This is a genomic window from Streptomyces sp. NPDC030165 (assembly GCF_055573595.1).
Genome location: NZ_JBVIBD010000053.1, coordinates 1 through 17469, shown reverse-complemented (window position 1 = coordinate 17469; position 17469 = coordinate 1). Strand labels below are relative to the sequence as shown.

At 70.1% G+C, this 17469-nt stretch carries 26 protein-coding genes and 1 pseudogene; all 27 read left to right on the top strand.

All coding sequences use genetic code 11. The features are described from left to right. The coding region (locus tag ACZ4Z1_RS41680) for a hypothetical protein (protein ID WP_468491933.1) at nt 1-256 on the top strand (256 nt) is incomplete at its 5' end. Between the two features lie 11 nt (nt 257-267). Then, nucleotides 268-438: a hypothetical protein gene (locus ACZ4Z1_RS41675; RefSeq protein WP_468491932.1), complete on the top strand. Its 171-nt coding sequence runs from the start codon at nt 268-270 to the stop codon at nt 436-438. 20 nt (nt 439-458) lie between these two features. After that, a complete protein-coding gene (locus tag ACZ4Z1_RS41670; protein WP_468491931.1) occupies nt 459-698 on the top strand; it encodes a hypothetical protein in 240 nt (79 codons plus the stop codon). 12 nt (nt 699-710) lie between these two features. Beyond that, nucleotides 711-1115 carry a hypothetical protein gene (locus tag ACZ4Z1_RS41665; protein WP_468491930.1) on the top strand — a complete coding sequence of 135 codons (405 nt, stop codon included), beginning with the start codon at nt 711-713 and terminating at the stop codon, nt 1113-1115. Nucleotides 1116-1136: 21 nt separating this feature from the next. Further along, the gene (locus ACZ4Z1_RS41660) at nt 1137-1553 is read left to right on the top strand and encodes a hypothetical protein (protein WP_468491929.1); all 417 of its coding nucleotides are present in this window, start codon (nt 1137-1139) and stop codon (nt 1551-1553) included. 127 nt (nt 1554-1680) lie between these two features. Continuing rightward, nucleotides 1681-1923 carry a hypothetical protein gene (locus ACZ4Z1_RS41655; RefSeq protein ID WP_468491844.1) on the top strand — a complete coding sequence of 81 codons (243 nt, stop codon included), beginning with the start codon at nt 1681-1683 and terminating at the stop codon, nt 1921-1923. 160 nt (nt 1924-2083) lie between these two features. Further along, the gene (locus ACZ4Z1_RS41650; protein ID WP_468491928.1) at nt 2084-2470 is read left to right on the top strand and encodes a hypothetical protein; all 387 of its coding nucleotides are present in this window, start codon (nt 2084-2086) and stop codon (nt 2468-2470) included. A gap of 18 nt (nt 2471-2488) precedes the next feature. Next, nucleotides 2489-2830 (top strand): hypothetical protein, encoded by a 342-nt coding sequence (locus ACZ4Z1_RS41645; protein WP_468491927.1) that lies wholly within the window; start codon nt 2489-2491, stop codon nt 2828-2830. A 145-nt stretch (nt 2831-2975) separates the two neighbouring features. Then, on the top strand, nt 2976-3368 hold the full coding sequence (locus ACZ4Z1_RS41640) for an HNH endonuclease (RefSeq protein ID WP_468491926.1): 393 nt from the start codon (nt 2976-2978) through the stop codon (nt 3366-3368). 89 nt (nt 3369-3457) lie between these two features. Continuing rightward, nucleotides 3458-3922 carry a phage terminase small subunit P27 family gene (locus tag ACZ4Z1_RS41635; RefSeq protein WP_468491925.1) on the top strand — a complete coding sequence of 155 codons (465 nt, stop codon included), beginning with the start codon at nt 3458-3460 and terminating at the stop codon, nt 3920-3922. Further along, nucleotides 3885-5603, top strand: a complete 1719-nt coding sequence (locus ACZ4Z1_RS41630; RefSeq protein WP_468491924.1) for a terminase large subunit — start codon at nt 3885-3887, stop codon at nt 5601-5603. The genes ACZ4Z1_RS41635 and ACZ4Z1_RS41630 overlap by 38 nt, the downstream gene beginning before the upstream one ends. Before the next feature lie 10 nt (nt 5604-5613). Further along, on the top strand, nt 5614-5829 hold the full coding sequence (locus ACZ4Z1_RS41625) for a hypothetical protein (RefSeq protein ID WP_468491923.1): 216 nt from the start codon (nt 5614-5616) through the stop codon (nt 5827-5829). A 1-nt stretch (nt 5830) separates the two neighbouring features. Continuing rightward, nucleotides 5831-7792 (top strand): phage portal protein, encoded by a 1962-nt coding sequence (locus tag ACZ4Z1_RS41620; protein WP_468491922.1) that lies wholly within the window; start codon nt 5831-5833, stop codon nt 7790-7792. A gap of 2 nt (nt 7793-7794) precedes the next feature. Then, nucleotides 7795-8649 carry an HK97 family phage prohead protease gene (locus tag ACZ4Z1_RS41615; RefSeq protein ID WP_468491921.1) on the top strand — a complete coding sequence of 285 codons (855 nt, stop codon included), beginning with the start codon at nt 7795-7797 and terminating at the stop codon, nt 8647-8649. 7 nt (nt 8650-8656) lie between these two features. After that, nucleotides 8657-9931, top strand: a complete 1275-nt coding sequence (locus ACZ4Z1_RS41610) for a phage major capsid protein (protein WP_468491920.1) — start codon at nt 8657-8659, stop codon at nt 9929-9931. Between the two features lie 14 nt (nt 9932-9945). Further along, entirely contained in the window at nt 9946-10110 is a 165-nt protein-coding gene (locus ACZ4Z1_RS41605) for a hypothetical protein (protein ID WP_468491919.1), read from the top strand. After that, on the top strand, nt 10107-10451 hold the full coding sequence (locus ACZ4Z1_RS41600) for a hypothetical protein (RefSeq protein WP_468491918.1): 345 nt from the start codon (nt 10107-10109) through the stop codon (nt 10449-10451). The genes ACZ4Z1_RS41605 and ACZ4Z1_RS41600 overlap by 4 nt, the downstream gene beginning before the upstream one ends. Beyond that, the gene (locus ACZ4Z1_RS41595) at nt 10438-10989 is read left to right on the top strand and encodes a mobile element protein (RefSeq protein ID WP_468491917.1); all 552 of its coding nucleotides are present in this window, start codon (nt 10438-10440) and stop codon (nt 10987-10989) included. Before ACZ4Z1_RS41600 ends, ACZ4Z1_RS41595 begins: the two co-directional genes overlap by 14 nt. After that, nucleotides 10986-11330: a hypothetical protein gene (locus tag ACZ4Z1_RS41590; RefSeq protein WP_468491916.1), complete on the top strand. Its 345-nt coding sequence runs from the start codon at nt 10986-10988 to the stop codon at nt 11328-11330. The genes ACZ4Z1_RS41595 and ACZ4Z1_RS41590 overlap by 4 nt, the downstream gene beginning before the upstream one ends. 9 nt (nt 11331-11339) lie before the next feature. Continuing rightward, nucleotides 11340-11624, top strand: a complete 285-nt coding sequence (locus ACZ4Z1_RS41585) for a hypothetical protein (RefSeq protein WP_468491915.1) — start codon at nt 11340-11342, stop codon at nt 11622-11624. Beyond that, entirely contained in the window at nt 11612-12040 is a 429-nt protein-coding gene (locus tag ACZ4Z1_RS41580; RefSeq protein ID WP_468491914.1) for a hypothetical protein, read from the top strand. Before ACZ4Z1_RS41585 ends, ACZ4Z1_RS41580 begins: the two co-directional genes overlap by 13 nt. A gap of 56 nt (nt 12041-12096) precedes the next feature. Continuing rightward, on the top strand, nt 12097-12618 hold the full coding sequence (locus ACZ4Z1_RS41575; protein ID WP_468491913.1) for a hypothetical protein: 522 nt from the start codon (nt 12097-12099) through the stop codon (nt 12616-12618). Nucleotides 12619-12693: 75 nt separating this feature from the next. Further along, on the top strand, nt 12694-13044 hold the full coding sequence (locus tag ACZ4Z1_RS41570; RefSeq protein WP_468491912.1) for a hypothetical protein: 351 nt from the start codon (nt 12694-12696) through the stop codon (nt 13042-13044). Continuing rightward, the gene (locus ACZ4Z1_RS41565) at nt 13041-13388 is read left to right on the top strand and encodes a hypothetical protein (protein ID WP_468491911.1); all 348 of its coding nucleotides are present in this window, start codon (nt 13041-13043) and stop codon (nt 13386-13388) included. Before ACZ4Z1_RS41570 ends, ACZ4Z1_RS41565 begins: the two co-directional genes overlap by 4 nt. A gap of 38 nt (nt 13389-13426) precedes the next feature. After that, entirely contained in the window at nt 13427-13792 is a 366-nt protein-coding gene (locus ACZ4Z1_RS41560) for a hypothetical protein (protein ID WP_468491910.1), read from the top strand. 23 nt (nt 13793-13815) lie between these two features. Then, the gene (locus tag ACZ4Z1_RS41555) at nt 13816-17199 is read left to right on the top strand and encodes a phage tail tape measure protein (protein WP_468491909.1); all 3384 of its coding nucleotides are present in this window, start codon (nt 13816-13818) and stop codon (nt 17197-17199) included. A 3-nt stretch (nt 17200-17202) separates the two neighbouring features. After that, nucleotides 17203-17469: pseudogene (locus tag ACZ4Z1_RS41550) on the top strand (hypothetical protein); the annotation flags it as partial.

The window sequence follows — 17469 nt, the reverse complement described above, 5'->3', positions numbered from 1 at the left end:
CCGGGTCCCCGGCCAGCAGATGCGCGCGTACAGCGATGACGGTGGCGTGGTCATCGACGTGGCCGTGCAGGCCATCGCTCGCCGCCACGCCTGCGCCACCACCGTTCCGTTCGGTATCGGCGAGGTCCACGGCAGCGCCGAGCGGTACGTCGACGGCCCGTACCGCGAGGGCCTGCTGGCCGCCTGGGACTGGACCGACCAGCACCTCGCCACCTGCGCCGAAGCCCACACCGCAGCCGACAGCAACCGCCCCTGAAGGAGACCGCCATGAGTGCAGCCCAGAACGCCGCCGACGCCGTCCAGCAGCTCGCCGAGACCGTCAACGCCAAGGGCTTCGATCACCCCGACACCCACGCCGCACGCGATAACGCCCTCGCCGCCTACAGCGAAGCCCTCGCCGCCGGCGCAACCGACGACGACATCAAGAACGCCCGCTGACCATCTGAGAGGAGACCCATATGCCCTGGAACCCGTTCGCTCCGAAGTACCCCGACGGCGCCGAGCCGGCCGCGAACAAGCCGTCCCGCGCCGAACGCCGCGGCACCGTCGGCGACGACGACCTGCACCGCTGGTCGGCCGAAGGCTGGCGCGTCCGCCACGGCCGTGAGCACGTCGTCGTCGAACGCGACACCGAGACCGGCGGCTACGAGATGCGCAGCTTCACCAAGCTCGACAACGGCCGCTACGGCCGCCGCTGAAAGGAGCCGACCATGTCGATCACTACCGACACCTGCTACGTGGCCCGCTGCGACGTCTGCGGCGGCGGCTGGGGCGACGAAGGCTTCACCCAGCACTTCACCACCGCCGACGAAGCATATAAGGCCGTCAGCGCCGACCCCGCATGGGCCACCGACGGCGACCGGATCGTGTGCAACCTCAGCGGTTGGATCAACACCGAACACCAGGCCGCCATCGACGCGATGCCCGGACGCGAGGCCATCGCCGCCGACTACGACCAGTCGGCCGACCGGGCCCAGAAGATCGCCGACCGCCTGGCCGCCGACGGCAAGACGACGGCCGCCGGGATACACCAGCGCGCCGCCGAGGAGCGTCGCGAAGTCGCAGTCGCGGCCCGCGAGTCCAGCGACTGCCTCAACGAGTACTTCAACGACTGACCCGAGAGGAGCCCCACCATCATGGACCCGCAGCCGCTGCCCGACCCGCAGCACCAGTACGGCGGGCAGCCGCTGCCCGCCCCCGCCCACCACCGGCCTCCGAACGTGCTCTACGACGAGCACGGCAGGCCCGTCCACTTCACCATCGGCCAGCCCCCGCCGCCGGTCGTCGTGCAGGCGCCCGTACAGCAGGGCCTGCCGCCCGAGCTGCAGCGCCTCATCATCATCACCTTCCTGATCCTGGCCGTCATCGTCGTATGCACCGGCGCACTCGTCACCATCGTCGTCATGATGGGCGGCACCCTCATCGGCATCATCGGCACCGTCGGCGACAACCTGCCTTTCATCGGCGTCACGTTCATCGGCATCGTCCTCGCCGCCGGATGGGCAGTATCCAAGCTCCGCGGCGCTGCCGGCGAGCGAGGAGAGCGGGGCTGATTTCCGCCTGTGCTTGACCGCCGATCACCGCTATGTCACAGTGATCGCAGGCGCCAGTAGTGTGCCCTTCAACCACACAGGAGCCCCCGACACCGTCGGGGGCTTTCTGCATGCCGGGGGAGGTGCCATGCGCCCGCACGACCTCTACCCCGACGACCTCGTCTACGCCCACGAAGCAGAACGCCTCACCGGCGTGCCCGCCACCGTCATCCGCAAATGGGCCTCCCGGGGCCGCATCCAGCGCTTCCGCGGCGACGGCCGGCCCACCGGACTCGGCCACGCCGCCCGCACCATGTACGCCCTGCCGGAGATACGCGCCCTCGCCGCCACCTACCGGCCCACACCACAGCGAGCACCCCACGCCGCCTGACCCCTTGACGGGCCCGACGTCCCCCAGGGCGGGCCCCGCCTGCTGCCCGGCCCCGAGGCGGCCCAGCCGGGCAGCAGGCACCAATCCGATCAAACCCGTTCCCCTCATGCGGCCCGTGCGTCACCATGACGCCACCAACCGCGCACCGATGGGGGACGCCATGTTCGGCTCGAAGAAGACCGACGAGGAGAAGGCCGCCAAGGCCCGCGCTAACAAGATCCGGACAGCGGCGGCGGCAGCCGGCGTCACCGTCATGGGCGGCAAGGCCCACGCGCCGAACCAAGAGCCGGTGCCTCTCGACGGCGCGCACGTGACCATCGAGCGCGGCGAGGAAGCCGGCAAACGCGTCACCGCGACCCGCGTCCTGCTTACCGGCCTGTTCGCCCTTGCGCTCAAGAAGGACATGAACCAGCTGTTCATTACCATCGAAGGCGCTGAGGGAGGCGTCCTCCTGCAGCCTGTGCCCGCGCGCAAGGAAGCACAGGCCAGGATCTTCGCCACCCTCGTCAACGGCGAGGCCACCGGCGTGAGCAAGCCCGACGACTGACCAGCCCAGGAGGGCCCGATGCCCCGCGTCAACATCCCCGTCACGCAGATCACCAGGGCTGGCGTCGCCCCCGCGACCGAGGTCAACGGCGACGCGACCAACAACCACAGCGTGAACAACGACGGCTCGGTATGGCTCGAAGTCCGCAACAGCGGCTCTACCGTGTCCCGCACCGTCTCCGCGCTCTTCGCCAGCACCGTGGACGGAGTGGCCGTACCCGCCAAGGCGTGGACCATCCCGACCTCGGCCACACGGCGCATCGGCCCGTTCCCCACGCGCCTGTACGGCCCCACCCTCCAGATCGACGTGGACAACGCCGAACTGAAGCTCACCGCCTACAAGGTCGCCGCTCAGGGGTAGCCCCCGCCCGGTGCATCCCCCTCCCCGTTCCCCCCTCGGGGCGCCCCCCCGGAGGCCCGGCCCCGGCCTCTGGAGTCACCTCACAGCGCAGCCCGGCAGGCCGCGCTGTGACACACAGGACAGTCGGACAGGAGGGGATGCGGTCATGCCCACGGCTCCGCCCAGCAGATGCGCACGCGTCGGCTGCACCAACCTCGCCACCAAGCACGGGCGCTGTGACGACTGCCAGCCTCAGCCCTGGGCAGGACGGCCACGCAAGCAGGACCGCTACGGCATGAGCAGCGGCACCATGCGTGCCCTGAAGAAGCGCGTGGCGATCCGCGACAACAACACCTGCTACGTGTGCGGACGCGAGGCCGGCGAAGGCGAGACCTACGACCTCGAACACAAACGGCCGGTGAGCGAAGGCGGTGCGGCCCGCGACATGGACAACCTCGGACTGATCTGCCAGCCCTGCCACGAGATCAAATCCAAGGCCGAGGCTGCTGCGGCCAACCGGCGCCGCGCCATGCTCCGCCCCAGGTCACCCCGGGGGTAGGGGAGTCGGAATCGCTGGCGTGATCGTCTGGGGGCCCGCCGCGGTCAACTCGGAAGGCGCACGCTCACCTCGTTGACAGGGGGTCTGCCATGGCCAAGGCAGCTGCGCCGGCCGCCCTGAAGCTGATCTCCGGGCGGTCTGCTGGCCGGGACTCGGGCGGCCGGAAGGTGGAGCCGGGTCCGGCGTTCAAGCGGGTACCGCCGAAGCCGCCGACGTGGCTGTCGCGCGAGGCGGCGGCGGAGTGGAAGCGGGTACTGCCCGAGCTGTCCCGTCTGGACTTGGTCAAGGAGCAGGACCGGGCTGCCCTCGCGGCGTACTGCGAGGCGTGGGCGACGTTCGTGTCGGCGACGCGCGTGGTGCAGGAGGAAGGGCTTGTCATCGAGGCGAGGCAGGGCAAGCTCGCGCATCCGTGTGTGGCGATCGCCCGCAATGCCGGCCGGGAGATGCGGTCGTGGGCAGCGCACTTCGGCCTGACGCCGTCCACGGAGCAGGCCCTGGCGCGAGGCGGGGGCGACGATGGCGACGAAGCGAACCCGTTCGCGGGCCCCGGCTGAGGCGGGGATCAGCCCCGAGGTCGCCTGGTACCTGGAGGGGCGGGGCATCCCGCTGCCGGACTGTCCGCCGCGGTTCCACACGCCGTCGCCGCGGCACGCGGCGGGCGCGGTCTTCGACCCGGAGCGGGTGGATCGGGTGCTGCGGGCGTTTCACCTGCTGCGGCACACGCAGGGCAAGTGGGCGGGGAAGCCGCTGGACCCGGACCCGTGGCAGGTCGCCTACATCCTGGCGCCGGTGTTCGGCTACGTGCGGTGGGACGACGAGGCCGACGGCTATGTGCGGATCGTGCGCAAGCTGTATGTGGAGGTGCCGCGCCGCAACGGCAAGACCACCTTGAGCGGCGGTATCGCGGTGTACCTGATGGCCGGCGACGGGGAGGCTGGCGCGCAGGTGTATGCGGTGGCGACGAACGAGCGGCAGGCCCGCTTCACGTTCGACCCGATCCGGCAGATTGCCGAGCGGGCGCCGGCGCTGAAGGGCAACGTCAAGGCGTTCACGAAGAAGATTACGCATCCGGCGTCGGGCTCGTACTTCACGGTGGTGTCGTCGATCGCGGAGGCGATGCACGGCGCGAACGTGCACGGCGCCATCATCGACGAACTCCACGTCCATAAGACGCCCGATCTGGTGGAGACGGTCGAGACGGGGACGGGGTCAAGGAGGCAGCCGCTGGTCGTGACGATCACGACGGCGGACGATTCGCGGCAGGGCAGCATCTACGACCGCAAGCGCGGCTATGTCGAGCAGCTGGCCCGTGGCGCGCTGCTCGACCCGGACACTTACGGCGTCGTGTGGGGCGCTGATCCGGACGCGGATCCGTTCTCTGAGGAGACGTGGCGGGCCGCGAACCCCGGGTTCGGGGTGTCACCCTCGGCGGCCTACCTGCGCGGCGCGGCTGCCGAGGCGAAGCAGTCTCCGGCGGATTTGGCGAAGTTCCAGCGTCTGCATCTGGGGCTGCGCACCAAGCAGGAGACGAAGTATCTGCAGCTGGAGGACTGGGACCGCAACGCCTCCATGGTCGCCGAACGGCAGCTCGTCGGCCGCGAGGCGTTCGGGGGCCTGGACCTGTCGGCGACACAGGACCTGACGTCTTTGTGCTGGCTGTTCCCGGATGACGAGCGCGGTGGCTTCGATGCCCTGTGGCGCGTCTGGACGCCGGAGGAGCGGCTCAGGGACCTCGACAAGCGGACCGCGGGCGAGGCGAGCGTATGGGTGCGGCAGGGCCTGCTGCACACCACGCCGGGCAACGTCGTGGACTACGACTTTATCCGCGCGCAGATCCAGCGGGACCTGGACGCCTTCGATGTCCGCAGCCTGGGCTACGACCCGTGGAACGCTTCCCAGCTCACCAACGATCTGATGGAGGACGGGGCGCCGATGGTGAAGGTCCGGCAGGGCTTCGCCACGATGTCACCGCCGACGAAGGAACTGCAGCGCCTGCTCTTGGCGGGAACGGCGCAGAAGCCGCTGCTGCGCCACGGCGGCAATCCGTGCGTGCGCTGGCAGGTGGACAACTTCGCGGTCGCCATGGACCCGGCGGGCAATGTGAAGCCGGCCAAGGACAGGGCCGGAGACAAGATCGATGCGGTGGCGTCACTCATCACCGCCTTGTCGGAGGCGATGACGCGCGAGCAGCCGGTCCGCAGCGCTTACGAGGATGGCGGCCTGGAGGTCGTGTGAGGGGGCTGTCGTGTTCTGGTGGCGTCGTACCGCGCTGCGCAAGCGCGTGATCGTGAATCTCACCGACAAGGCGTTCACGGGGGTGCTGTGGGCGAAGCGGGGGCCGCTGCTGGTGCTGCGGGACGCCACGCTGATGCAGCACGGCGCCGCGGATACCCCCATCGACGGCGAAGTGGTCATCGAGCGGGCCCGCGTGGAGTTCATCCAGGTCACGACGGGAGGCTGACGTGGTATTCGTCGTCTCCCAGGGCCAGCTGTCGTCCGTGGCGCTGATGCCCGACGTGCAGATGCCGATGTACGTGCAGCTCGCGGACTCGGTGTACGCCGACTACGCGCACCTGTACCGCAGGCAGCCGCAGATCCGCACCGTCGTGTCGTTCCTGGCCCGCAACATCGCGCAGCTGGGACTGCACGTGTTCCGGCGGGTCTCGGACACGGACCGAGAGCGCCTCACCGACCACCCCCTGGCCCGGATCCTGGCGGCGCCGGGCGCCAAGCTCACCCGGTACCGGCTGATCGAGCGCCTGGTGTGTGATCTGGGCATCTACGACGCGGCGTTCTGGGTGAAGGTGCGGCTGGAGGGTGGCGGCCTGGCCGGGGTGATTCCGGTGCCGCCGTTCCGGGTGGAGGTGCGGGGCGACAGCTGGCTGGAGCCGGAGAAGTTCCGCATCCACGGCTCCCGCGGCGACCTGGACCTGACTCCTGATCAGGTCGTGCACTTTCACGGCTACGACCCGGTGGACCTGCGCATCGGCGCCTCTCCGATCGAGGCGCTGAGGTCGATGCTGGCGGAGGAGTTCGAGGCGTCGCGGTCGCGGGAGCAGATGTGGCGCCGCGGCGGGCGCATGTCGGGTGTGCTGAAGCGGCCGGCCGATGCGGGGGCGTGGTCACCGGAGGCGCGCTCGCGGTTCCGGGAGACGTGGCGGGCGTATGCGGCCGGCGGCGGGGCGGAGGGCGGCACGCCGATCCTTGAGGACGGCATGGAGTACCAGCAGCTCGCGCTGGACCCGCAGAAAGCTCAGTACATCGAGGCCCGCAAGCTCACGAGGGAAGAGGTGGCGGCGGCCTACCACATTCCGCTGCCGATGGTCGGCATCTTGGACCATGCGACGTTCTCCAACATCCGCGAGCAGCATCAGCAGCTCTACCAGGACACACTCGGGCCGTGGCTGACCTCCATCCAGGAGGACATCGGCCTGCAGCTCATCCCCGACCTGCCGGACTCCGGCGACGTGTATGTCGAGTTCAACCTGGCGGAGAAGATGCGGGGCAGCTTCGAGGAGCAGGCTGCCGCAGCGAGCACGGCGACGGGCCGGCCGTGGATGACGGTCAACGAGCAGCGGGCCCGCTTCAATCTGTCGCGCCTGGACGGCGGCGACTCGCTGATCACGCCGCTGAACGTGACCGAGGGCGGGCTCGCGTCCCCGCGGGACACTGCGCCCGAGGAGGAGCCCGCCGACACCCCAAAAGGCGCGGGCCTGGTGCTGTTGAAGGCAGCCGCCAGGCCGGAGCAGATCGGCAGCTTCGACGAGGAGCGTGACCGCTTCACCACGGCCCTCGGGCGCTGGACGAAGCGGCAGACCGACGCCCTGCTCGCGCAGGCCGGGGCGAAGGCGTCCGGGGACGTGCTGGCCTGGTGGGACGGCGGCAGCCAGGACCGCCTGGCGGAACTGACGGCGCTGCTGGCCGACCACGGCTACCGCATCGCCCAGCTGGCCGCATGGGACGTGCTGGACGCCGTCAACCCGCAGGCGGCCGGATGGGATCCCGAGGTGATGCTGCCGTGGCTGCTGGCCGCGGCCGAGTCGCACGCCGAGCAGCACGAGCAGGCCGGCCGGGACGCGGTGGAGGCAGCTGTCACCGAGGCAGAGGAGCCCGGCGCATCGCTGGCGGCGGCCCTGCTGCAGGCCGCCGACCTGTGGCACACGACCGCCGCCGTGCGGGCGGCCACCGCATCGACCGAGGCCCGCTCCTTCGGCGGGCACGACGCGGCCGGCGCCTCGGGGCTGACGCGGAAGGTGTGGCGCACCGGCGGGAAGAACCCGCGCGCCTCGCACCGGGCCCTGGACGGCGAAACCGTCGCCTTGGACGACGTGTTCGGCAACGGGCTGCGCTGGCCGGGCGACGGCAAGGGCGAGGCGAAGGAAACCGCGAACTGCAACTGCCGCCTGGACTACGCAACGGAGTGACCATGCGAATCAAGAGCTGCCCCGTGCGCATCAAGGCGGCGGGCGAGCACGAAGGCACCGACGACGGGGTGTTCGAGGCGATCGTCGCCGCGTACAACGTCGACAGTGTCGGCGACAAGATCATGCCGGGGGCGTTCGCCGACACCCTCGGCGAGTGGAAGAGCAGCGGCAACCCGATCCCGGTGCTGTGGTCACACATGAGCCACGATCCGGACTACCACATCGGTGAGGTATTGGAGGCCGAGGAGCGCGATGAGGGCCTGTGGGTCAAGGCCCGCCTGGACCTGGACGCGCCGAAGGCCGCGCAGGTCTACAAGCTGCTCAAGGGCCGCCGCGTCACCCAGTTCTCTTTCGCTTACGACGTCCTGGACGGCGGCCCGGCCAAGGCCAAGGACGACGATGACGGCGAGGCAGGCGGCGACGCGTTCGAGCTGCGCAAGCTCAAGCTCTACGAGGTCGGCCCCACCCTGATCGGCGCCAACCAGGCCACCGAACTGCTGGACGTGAAGTCCGCCGAGGTGCCGCTGCTGCGCGTCGCCGTCGAGGGCACCTCCGGGCGCGACACCGAGACCATCCGCCAGGCCGTACAGGAGGCCATGGCGGAGAAGGCCGGCAGGACGCTGTCGGCCAAGAACGAGCAGCGCGTCAAAGACATCGCGCGCCTCGCCAAGGAGCTGCTGGAATCCCTGTCCGGCAGCGCCACCGATGACGATGAGAAGGCCACGCCCGTCTCGCCCGAGCCGTCCTCGCCGCCGCCTGCGGCCAAGGACGCTCCGGCCAAGCCGAGCCCCGCCTCACTCCGCCAGCTCGCCGACCTCGCCGCCCTTGAGGCAGAGGTCTCCACGCTCACGGGATGAGGACCCCATGCCGGTCAAGACCGACGAGCTCACCGAGGAGCTCACGCACCACCTGAAGGAAGCCCGCGAAATCGCCGCGAAGGCCGAGGCCGACGACCGGGACTTCACCGACACCGAACGCACGCAGCTCAACGAGCACATGGCCAAGGCCAAAGAGGCCAAGCAGGGCCTGGAGAAGGCCAAGGCCACCGCGACGATGCGCCAGGCCCTCGCCGACCTCGGCGAAGGCGTCGAGCTCAACGAGAAGTCCGGTGAGAAGCGCACCCCGGCCGGGCTGATCGTGCCCGACGAGAAGACGTCGCTGGGCGAGACGTTCGTGAAGTCGGGCGAGTACGCGGCGCTGATGGACATGGCGCCCAACGGCCGCTTCCAGGAGAAGCAGCGCGTCCAGTCCCGCCCCGTCGGCTACAAGTCCCTGGTCACCGGCGCCAGCGACACCTCGGCGGGCGCCTGGGTCGTCAACGACTACCTCGGCCAGCGCGTCGGCCTGGACGCCTTCCAGCGCCCGCTGATGCTGCGCGACGTGGTCTCCTCGGGCCGCACCACCTCCGACACCGTCGAGTACGTGCGGATCACCGGGACGACCAACAACGCCGCCCCGGTCGCGGAGGCCACCGCTACCACCGGCACGTCCGGCACCAAGCCCGAGTCCGGGCTGGCCGCGGCGAAGGTGACCACGCCGGTGCGCACCATCGCGCACTGGATTCCGATCACCAAGCGGGCCCTGTCGGACGCCGCGCAGGTCCGCACGCTGATCGACAACTTCCTCCGCTACGGGCTGGAGGAGGAGCTCGAAGACCAGATGATCTCCGGTGACAACACCGGAGAGAACTTCGAGGGCCTGTCCAACGTCTCCGGCGTGCAGGCGCAGGCGTGGGACACCAACATCCTCACCACCCTGCGCAAGGCCAAGACCAAGGTGCGCCTGGTGGGCCGGTCCGTCGCCAACGCCTACCTGCTCAACCCGGCCGACCTGGAGTCCATCGACCTGCTGCAGGACAACGAGGCCCGCTACTACTTCGGCGGCCCGTCCGGCGTCGGCACCGCCGGCACCCTGTGGGGTCTGCCCATCATCGAGACCGAGGCCGTCCCGGCCGGCACCGGCTACGTCGGCGATTTCCGCAAGGCCATCCTGTGGGACCGCGAACAGGCGTCGATCACGATGACCGACAGCCACGCGGACTTCTTCATCCGCAACATGGTCGCGATCCTCGCCGAGATGCGCGCCGCGTTCGGGATCATCCAGCCCAACGCGTTCGTCGAAGTCGACCTCACCGCCTGATCGGAGGACGGACCATGGCGTATCTGAACCCGGGCGCAGGCGCGGCCCGCGAAGGCAAGCAGGCCGCTGCCGTCGCCGATATCCCCACGCCGGGGAGCGCGACGGCCGCCGACTGCGCCAACAAGATCAATGCCCTGCTGGCGGCGCTCCGCGCGGCCGGGCTCATCAAGTCCTCGTGACGCTGTTCACGTCCCGGTCGGTCCGGGGGCGGTGCCCCGTGTGCGGCGGCGAGCACGCCACGTGCGGCACCCCCTCGGACACGGTCCCCGTCGACGAACGGATGGAGGTGGCCGCCGTGGGCGGGCCCCTGAAGAAGTACGAGGTCACCACCGTCTCCGGCGTGGTGACCACGATGAAGCTCAACGAGCACGACGCCCGGCGGCTCGGCGTGCTCGACGCACCGCAGCACGAGACCGAGGAGCAGCCGGAGCAGACCGAGACGTCCGCCAAGGCGCGGACTACCCGCAACAAGGCCCGTACCGCGGCCGACAAGGGCGGTGCGGGCGGTGGCGACGACTGACTACCTGGCCGACCCCGCCGACCTGGCCGTATGGCTTCAAGTAGCCGACAGTGACCCGAGGCTGCGGCAGGCTCTTGCCGCAGCCTCCAGCCGCTTCCGCACCGCGGTGCGCCACCCGGTCACCGCGGTGAGCGGCGACGTGGTGACGCTGGACGGCAACGGCCGGGAGTCCCTGCTGCTGCCCGCCGCACCCGTCACGGCGGTCACCGCGGTCAGCCTCGACGGGGCAGCGCTCACCCCGGACGCGGACTATGCCTGGTCCGCTGACGGCTACCTGCGGCGGCTGGGCCGCTGCTGGCCGGACCGGCTGCGGTGCGTGCAGGTCACCTACAGCCACGGGTACGCCACGGTCCCGGAGGAGATCGCCGAGGTGGTCATCGACCAGGCCCGTGCCCTGTACCGGCTCGACCCGGGCGTGCAGACCATCCAGGCCGGCGGGGAGTCCGTGACGTTCGGCGTGCAGGCTGCGATCGGCGTCACCGCCCAGTGGTCGGCGGCCGTGGAGCGGTACCGGCTCAACCGGGGGGACCGTGCGTGACCATCTTCCACCAGTCGCTGGTGACCGTGCGTCCCGGAGTCCGGACCGACCGCGGCGGCAACACGGTGCCGGACTGGACGCAGGCCACCCGGCAGACCGTCACCGGCCTGTCGATCCAGCCCAACACGCAGACCGAGACCACCGACCCGACCCGCACGGCAGTCGTCACCGGCTGGCGCGTCCTGTCGCGGCCCGGCACCGACGCCGACGTGCGCTCCGGCGACCGCATCGAGTGGAACGGGATGACGCTGGAAGTCCAGGGCGAAGTGGCCCGCTGGCCCGACCCGCTGACCGGCGCCGTGCACCACATCGAGTTCACCATGACCCGCGCCACCGGATAGGAGACCGTGATGCCGCTGACGTCGTTTCGCCTGGACAGCAGGGGCGTCCGCGAGATCCTGCGCGGCACCGAAGTGCGGGAGCTGATCGACGGCCTGGCCGCGCGGGTGGCGGCAAACGCCCGCGCACAGATCCCGTCCAGCGCACCGATCGAGGTCCGCGGCTACACCACCGACCGCGGCGCGGCCACCGTCGTCATCGCGCACCGCGAGGCGATGGGCTGGCAGGCCCGCACCGGATTCCTGACCCGGGCCGCCGGCATGGCCGGCCTGGAAGTCAGGGCGTGGCAGCGGTGAGCAAGGTCCTGGTGGTCTTCCCGGACGCGCAGGCCGCGGCGGCGGGCGTGCTGCGTGCGGCCCTGGCGGACCGGCCGGAACCGTATGCGGCCGGAGCCACGGTCGGTACCCGCGTGCCGGGCGACCGCACCCCCGAGACGCCGCACCTGCCCTACGTCCTGGTTCGCAAGGACGCCGACCTGCCGCGCTACCCCGTCAATGCCCGCTGCACGCTCGGCGTGACCGTCTGGCACGCCGACCCTGACCAGGCCCATGACCTGGCGCAGCTGTGCCAAGGGCTGCTGCTCGTTCACGACGGCACCGTGCTGCGGTCGGTACACCCGGGCACCGGCCCGCTGCCCGCGACCGACCCGGACAGCGGCATCGACCTGTCCACCTTCACCGTCATCGCCAACGTCCGGCCCTCCGCGGCCTGACCGCACAGCCGAACCGCGCGCCCTTCCACCCCTGGACCCAGTAAGAGGAGGACGCCGTGGCCGGCGACCCGACAAAGGCAAGCCTGTGGACGGATGCCGACGTGTACGTCGGCCCGCTCACCGCTGTGAACCCGGCGACCATCGACGACCCCTTCCCCGCTGAGTGGGGCCTCGTGGGCCTTCTCGACGGTGACGAGGGGTTCACGGAGTCCCGCGACGAGGACACCGACGACAAGTACGCCTGGGGCGGCATCCTCGTCAGGACCAGCCGCGCGCACTTTAAGCTCACCAAGTCGTTCGTCGCACTGGAGGACAACGCCACCACCCGCAGCCTGATCTGGCCGGGCAGCACGGAAACGCAGATCATCGTGCCGAAGCCCGCCCGCGTGAAGCTGGCGTTCGAGACCCGCGAGGGCGTCACCGTCAAACGGCTGATCACCGCACAGTACGCCGAGGTCGACGTGGACGGCGACATCCAGGAAAACGAGACCGACCTGACGTCCGTCACCCTCGTCGCCACCATCTTCCCGACCAGCGGCAAGGTCCTGTTCGACCGCCAGTACACCGCTGGAGCCTAAGGCCCCGGGGCGCGGAGTTCGCGCGGTTCACCGCGCCCCGGCCTACCTCTCAACCGCGCACAGGGAGAACCGCGCATGCCCCTGTCGTACAGCGACGCCGAGATCCAGGCCAAGGCCGAACAGCTCGGCCTGGTCCAGCCCGGCAGCAAGCTGCCGCGCCATCTACGCAGCAAGGTCGTGGCCGCGCTCGCCGCCGAACAGCAGCGGCCCGCGGCCGCCGATGACGTGCCGCTGGCCACGTCCATCATCGTCGAGCCCGGCGGCAGGATCACGGTGGACGGCCGTCCGTTCCCGTGGATCGTCCAGGCTGACCACATCGAGGTCACCCTCGGCCCGGACGGCGCTGGCATGGTCCGGCTGACCGTCCCCGCTGCCAACGTCCAGATCACCAAGCCCGCCACGCCCGAGAGTGAGAACCGCGCATGACCGCACGAACCGCGCCCCGCAAACCGGCCGACGACCAGCCGTTCGACTTCAACCTTGACGCCGTCGAGGCCGAGGTCGACTTGTCCCCGTTCCGGGTTCACTTCGGCGGTCGGCGCTGGGAGTTCGCCCACATGCAGGACATGGACTGCTGGGATCTGATCGAAGCGGCCGAAGGCGGAGACATCGCCGCTGTCCTCGGCTCGTTCCGGCTTGCTCTGGGGGACCAGTACGACGACTTCCGCAAGGTCCGACTGCCGCAGTACAAGCTCATGCCGTTGTTCAACGCCTGGCGCGAGCACTGCGGGCTGGCCGAGGGGGAATCTCCGGCCTCCGACGGCTCCTGAGGGAGCACGGGGAGGCCGTTGAAGCCGACCTGCGGCGCGTGTACGGCATCCGGCTGCGGGCCTTGTTCACCGGGGAGATGACGTGGCGCGAGCTGGGCGTGTACCTGCGCGGGCTGCCTCCGGACTCCGCCACCCGCACCGCCCTGAACGACGGCGTGCCGGAGGCGACCGGCGAGATGAGGGTCCTGGCCGATCTGTTCGACATGCTCGCGGTCATGGACTGGCATCAGGCGCAGGCCAACAGCGACCCGAAGAAGCGCAAGCCCAAGGCCCCGAAGCCCTACCCGCGCTGGTGGGAGCAGAAGAGGCCGCGCCACAGCCCCGAGCGGGTGGCCCGGATCGAAGACGCCCGGCGCCGCAAGCGCGCCCGCGAGGAGGCCATCGCCGAGGGGCGCATCGCCTGACGTAGAGGGACGGGGGTGCGCCGGTGCCCTCCGTCGGCTACGCAACGATCCAGATCATCCCCAGTGTCCGGGGCATCGGGGATGAACTGCGCCGTCAGCTGGTCGGCCCGTCCGCCGACGCGGGCGGGCAGGCGGGGCAGGCGGCCGGGCAAGGGCTCAGGGACAAGGTCAGGGCGGGCGCCGCCCTGGCGGGCGTGGCGGCCGGCGCTCTGCTGGTCAAGGGCGTTACGGACGCCATCAGCCAGGCGAACATCACCAGCACGCTGCAGGCGCAGCTTGGCACCTCCAACAAGGTCGCCGCCGACCAGGGCAAGCTCGCCGGCAAGCTGTACGGCTCGGGGGTCGCGAACTCCTTCCAGGAGGCGGCGGACGCCATCAAGGCGACCGTGCAGGCGGGCCTGGCCCCGCCCGGCACCACGAACGCGCAGCTCCAGCAGATCGCCACCAAAGCCAGCGACGTCGCGAACGTCTTCGGCCAGGACCTTGGCGGTGTCACCAACGCGGTGTCGCAGCTGATGCGCACCGGGCTGGCGAAGAACTCCAGCCAGGCATTCGACCTGATCACGCGCGGGTTCCAGTCCGGCGCGGACAAGGCCGGCGACCTACTGGACACGATCAACGAGTACTCGACGCAGTTCGCCAAGATGGGCCTGAACGGCGCCCAGGCCGTCGGCGTCATCAACCAGGCGATCCGGGGCGGCGCCCGGGACGCCGACCAGGTCGCCGACGCCTTCAAAGAGTTCTCCCTGCGTGCCGTCGACGGCACGGAGAAGACTGCCGCCGCGTTCAAGGTGCTCGGGCTCGACGCCAAGACGTTCGTCGCCGAGTTCAGCAAGGGGGGCGCCAGTGGGCAGAAGGCCCTGGATCTGGTCTTCGACCGGCTGCGCACTCTCAAGGGTGCCGACTGGCAGAACGTCGTAGCTGACCTGTTCGGCGGGCCGGGTGAGGACCTCGGCAAGGCGATCAACTCCATCGACGTCTCCCGGGCCACCACCCAGCTCGGCGCGCTCAAGGGAGCAACCGACCAGGTCGGCAAGACGCTCCGCTCCGGCCCCACGCACGAGATCGAGGTCTTCGTTCGGGGGCTGCAGCAGGGCCTGGTCAACATCATCGGCGGGCAGGTGCTGCCCCTGCTCGGCCAGGTCGCGCACTGGTTCAGCGTCAACCTGCTGCCGCCGATCCGGGCGGTCGCCACGGTCGTCGCCGCCGTCCTCATCCCGGCCCTGACCGGGCTGTGGAACGCGGGCGCGGCTGTGGTCGGCTGGCTGCAGTCGATGGGAACCTGGCTGATCCCCATCGGCATCGCCGTGACCGGCCTGACCGTGGCCATCACCGCGCAGCGCATCGCCGTCGCGCTGACCACCGCCGTCTTCTCCGTCTACCGCGGGGCGATCCTGGCGTGGGCGGCGGTCCAGCGCGGCGCGACGATCGTGCAGGCCGCGTTCAACGCGGTCATGAACGCCAACCCCGTGATCCTCGTGATCACGGCGATCCTGGCGCTCGGCGCCGCCATAGTCGTCGCCTACCAGCGCGTCGGCTGGTTCCGCACCGCCGTACAGACCGCCTGGACCGGGATCCAGACGGCCGCCTCGTGGGCGTGGAACACCATCCTCAAGCCTGTCCTCAACGGAATCGGGGCGGCCCTGCGCTGGGTCGGCTCGGTCGCCATGTGGCTGTGGACCAACGTCATCAGCCCGGTTTTCGGCTTCATCGGCGCCGCGGCCCGCATCCTGCTCGGCGTCATCGCCGTCGTCGTGTTCGGCCCGCTGATCGTGGCGTTCAACGTCGTCGCCGCGGTGGTCCGGGCACTGTGGAACTACGCCTTCAAGCCCGTTTTCAACGCCATCGGCGTCATCGCCCGCTGGCTGTGGAACACGGTGGTCCGCCCCACCTTCGTCGCCATGCAGGCGGGTTTCCGGGTGCTCGGGTCGGTCGTGAGCTGGCTCTACAACAACATCGCCAAGCCCGTCTTCAACGGCATCAAGTTGGTCATTCTCGCGTGGTGGCTCAGCGCGAAAATCATTTTCGCCGCAGCCCGCACCTACATTCTCGGTCCGCTCGGCTCGGCGTTCCGCTGGCTCTACGACAACATCATCAAGCCGGTGTGGAACGGCATCAAGGCCGTCGTCGGCGCCGTGTGGAACTACTCGATCAAGCCGATATTCAACGCGCTGAAGAGCGCGGTGCGCACGGTGGGCACGGCGTTCTCCACGGCCAAGGACGCCATCGCCGTCGCCTGGAACAAGCTGCGGGACATCACTCGCAAGCCTGTCCAGTTCATCGTCGACACTGTCTACAACAACGGCATCAGGCGGGTCTGGAACGTTGTCGTCGGCGCTTTCGGCGGGAAGCGGCTGGACCCGGTGAAGTTCGCCGCCGGCGGTGTCCTGCCCGGCTACACCCCGGGCCGCGACGTGCACCTGGCCGCCCTGTCCGGCGGCGAGGCTGTCATGCGCCCGGAGTGGACCCGCGCGGTCGGCCCCGGCTATGTGAACACCATGAACGCCGCCGCCCGCCACGGCGGCGTCGGCGGCGTCCAGCGCGCCCTCGGCCTGCCCGGCTTCGCCGACGGCGGCATCTTCTCCGGCATCGGCAACTTCGTCTCCGGCGCCTGGGACAAACTCAAGAAGGGCGCCAAGTGGCTCGCCGACACCTTCGGCGGCGCCATCAAGAACGGCATCAAGTCCCTGATCGACCCGGCCATCAACCTGATCCCCGGCGAAGGCGGTTTCCCCGGCCTGCTCAAGGGCGGGATGCGGCGCTTGGTCGAGAAGCTGCTCGGCGCCGGCGAGAAGGGCGACAAGCTCTCCGTACCGAACATCAAGTACAACCCCTCGGCGGGCGTCGAGCAGTGGCGCGGCGTCGCAAGCGCCGTCCTGCGCGAGCTGGGCGTGTTCTCCCCGTACAACCTGACCGCGGTGCTGCAGACGATCCGCAAGGAGTCCGGCGGCAACCCCAAGGCGATCAACCTGTGGGACATCAACGCCCGTAACGGCACCCCGTCCATGGGGCTGATCCAAACGATCCTGCCCACCTTCAACGCCTACGCGGGCAAGTATCGCAGCCGCGGCCCGTATGACCCCTACGCCAACATCTACGCGGGCATCCGCTACGCGCGATCGCGGTACGGCTCCGGCTGGGCGGCGCGCATGGCCCGGCCCGGCGGTTACGACTCCGGCGGTTGGCTCATGCCGGGGCTGAGCGCCACCTACAACGGCACCGGCAAGCCGGAGGCGGTCCTGACCGGTCGGCAGTGGGACGCGATGACGTCCGCTGCCGTTCAGGGCGAGGAACCGGTCGTCGTGGAGGTGCACACCCGAGACGAGGCGCTCGCCGGCTTCATCGATGTGCGGGTGCGCCGTGGCCAGCAACAGCTCACCAGCGTTCTGCGCGCAGGGAGGAGGTGAGACGTGGCGATCCCCGGCAACATGCTGTCCAGCACGACGGAGAGCATCGACCCGAACACCAGCGGCTGGACTGCCAAGCTCAACTGCTCGCTGTCGCTGGGCTCCGGCGGCCGGAACGGCGACGGCGTCCTGACCGTGAAGAGCGCGGCTGCGGGCGAGATGCAGGCCCGCACCATGTCCTCGTACCCGGTCACTCCGGGGACGACCTACCACGTTCTCGCGGACGCGTCGGGCACGGTGCCCGAGCGGATTGGCATCCGCTGGCTGACC

What these genes read in the sequence shown, in the direction of transcription:
- ACZ4Z1_RS41655 (WP_468491844.1), top strand. Translation starts at nt 1,681, where the DNA reads ATGCGCCCGCACGACCTCTACCCCGACGACCTCGTCTACGCCCACGAA.
- ACZ4Z1_RS41605 (WP_468491919.1), top strand. Translation starts at nt 9,946, where the DNA reads ATGGCGTATCTGAACCCGGGCGCAGGCGCGGCCCGCGAAGGCAAGCAG.
- ACZ4Z1_RS41650 (WP_468491928.1), top strand. Translation starts at nt 2,084, where the DNA reads ATGTTCGGCTCGAAGAAGACCGACGAGGAGAAGGCCGCCAAGGCCCGC.
- ACZ4Z1_RS41640 (WP_468491926.1), top strand. Translation starts at nt 2,976, where the DNA reads ATGCCCACGGCTCCGCCCAGCAGATGCGCACGCGTCGGCTGCACCAAC.
- ACZ4Z1_RS41645 (WP_468491927.1), top strand. Translation starts at nt 2,489, where the DNA reads ATGCCCCGCGTCAACATCCCCGTCACGCAGATCACCAGGGCTGGCGTC.
- ACZ4Z1_RS41615 (WP_468491921.1), top strand. Translation starts at nt 7,795, where the DNA reads ATGCGAATCAAGAGCTGCCCCGTGCGCATCAAGGCGGCGGGCGAGCAC.
- ACZ4Z1_RS41570 (WP_468491912.1), top strand. Translation starts at nt 12,694, where the DNA reads ATGCCCCTGTCGTACAGCGACGCCGAGATCCAGGCCAAGGCCGAACAG.
- ACZ4Z1_RS41565 (WP_468491911.1), top strand. Translation starts at nt 13,041, where the DNA reads ATGACCGCACGAACCGCGCCCCGCAAACCGGCCGACGACCAGCCGTTC.
- ACZ4Z1_RS41635 (WP_468491925.1), top strand. Translation starts at nt 3,458, where the DNA reads ATGGCCAAGGCAGCTGCGCCGGCCGCCCTGAAGCTGATCTCCGGGCGG.
- ACZ4Z1_RS41585 (WP_468491915.1), top strand. Translation starts at nt 11,340, where the DNA reads ATGCCGCTGACGTCGTTTCGCCTGGACAGCAGGGGCGTCCGCGAGATC.
- ACZ4Z1_RS41610 (WP_468491920.1), top strand. Translation starts at nt 8,657, where the DNA reads ATGCCGGTCAAGACCGACGAGCTCACCGAGGAGCTCACGCACCACCTG.
- ACZ4Z1_RS41675 (WP_468491932.1), top strand. Translation starts at nt 268, where the DNA reads ATGAGTGCAGCCCAGAACGCCGCCGACGCCGTCCAGCAGCTCGCCGAG.
- ACZ4Z1_RS41665 (WP_468491930.1), top strand. Translation starts at nt 711, where the DNA reads ATGTCGATCACTACCGACACCTGCTACGTGGCCCGCTGCGACGTCTGC.
- ACZ4Z1_RS41630 (WP_468491924.1), top strand. Translation starts at nt 3,885, where the DNA reads ATGGCGACGAAGCGAACCCGTTCGCGGGCCCCGGCTGAGGCGGGGATC.
- ACZ4Z1_RS41670 (WP_468491931.1), top strand. Translation starts at nt 459, where the DNA reads ATGCCCTGGAACCCGTTCGCTCCGAAGTACCCCGACGGCGCCGAGCCG.
- ACZ4Z1_RS41660 (WP_468491929.1), top strand. Translation starts at nt 1,137, where the DNA reads ATGGACCCGCAGCCGCTGCCCGACCCGCAGCACCAGTACGGCGGGCAG.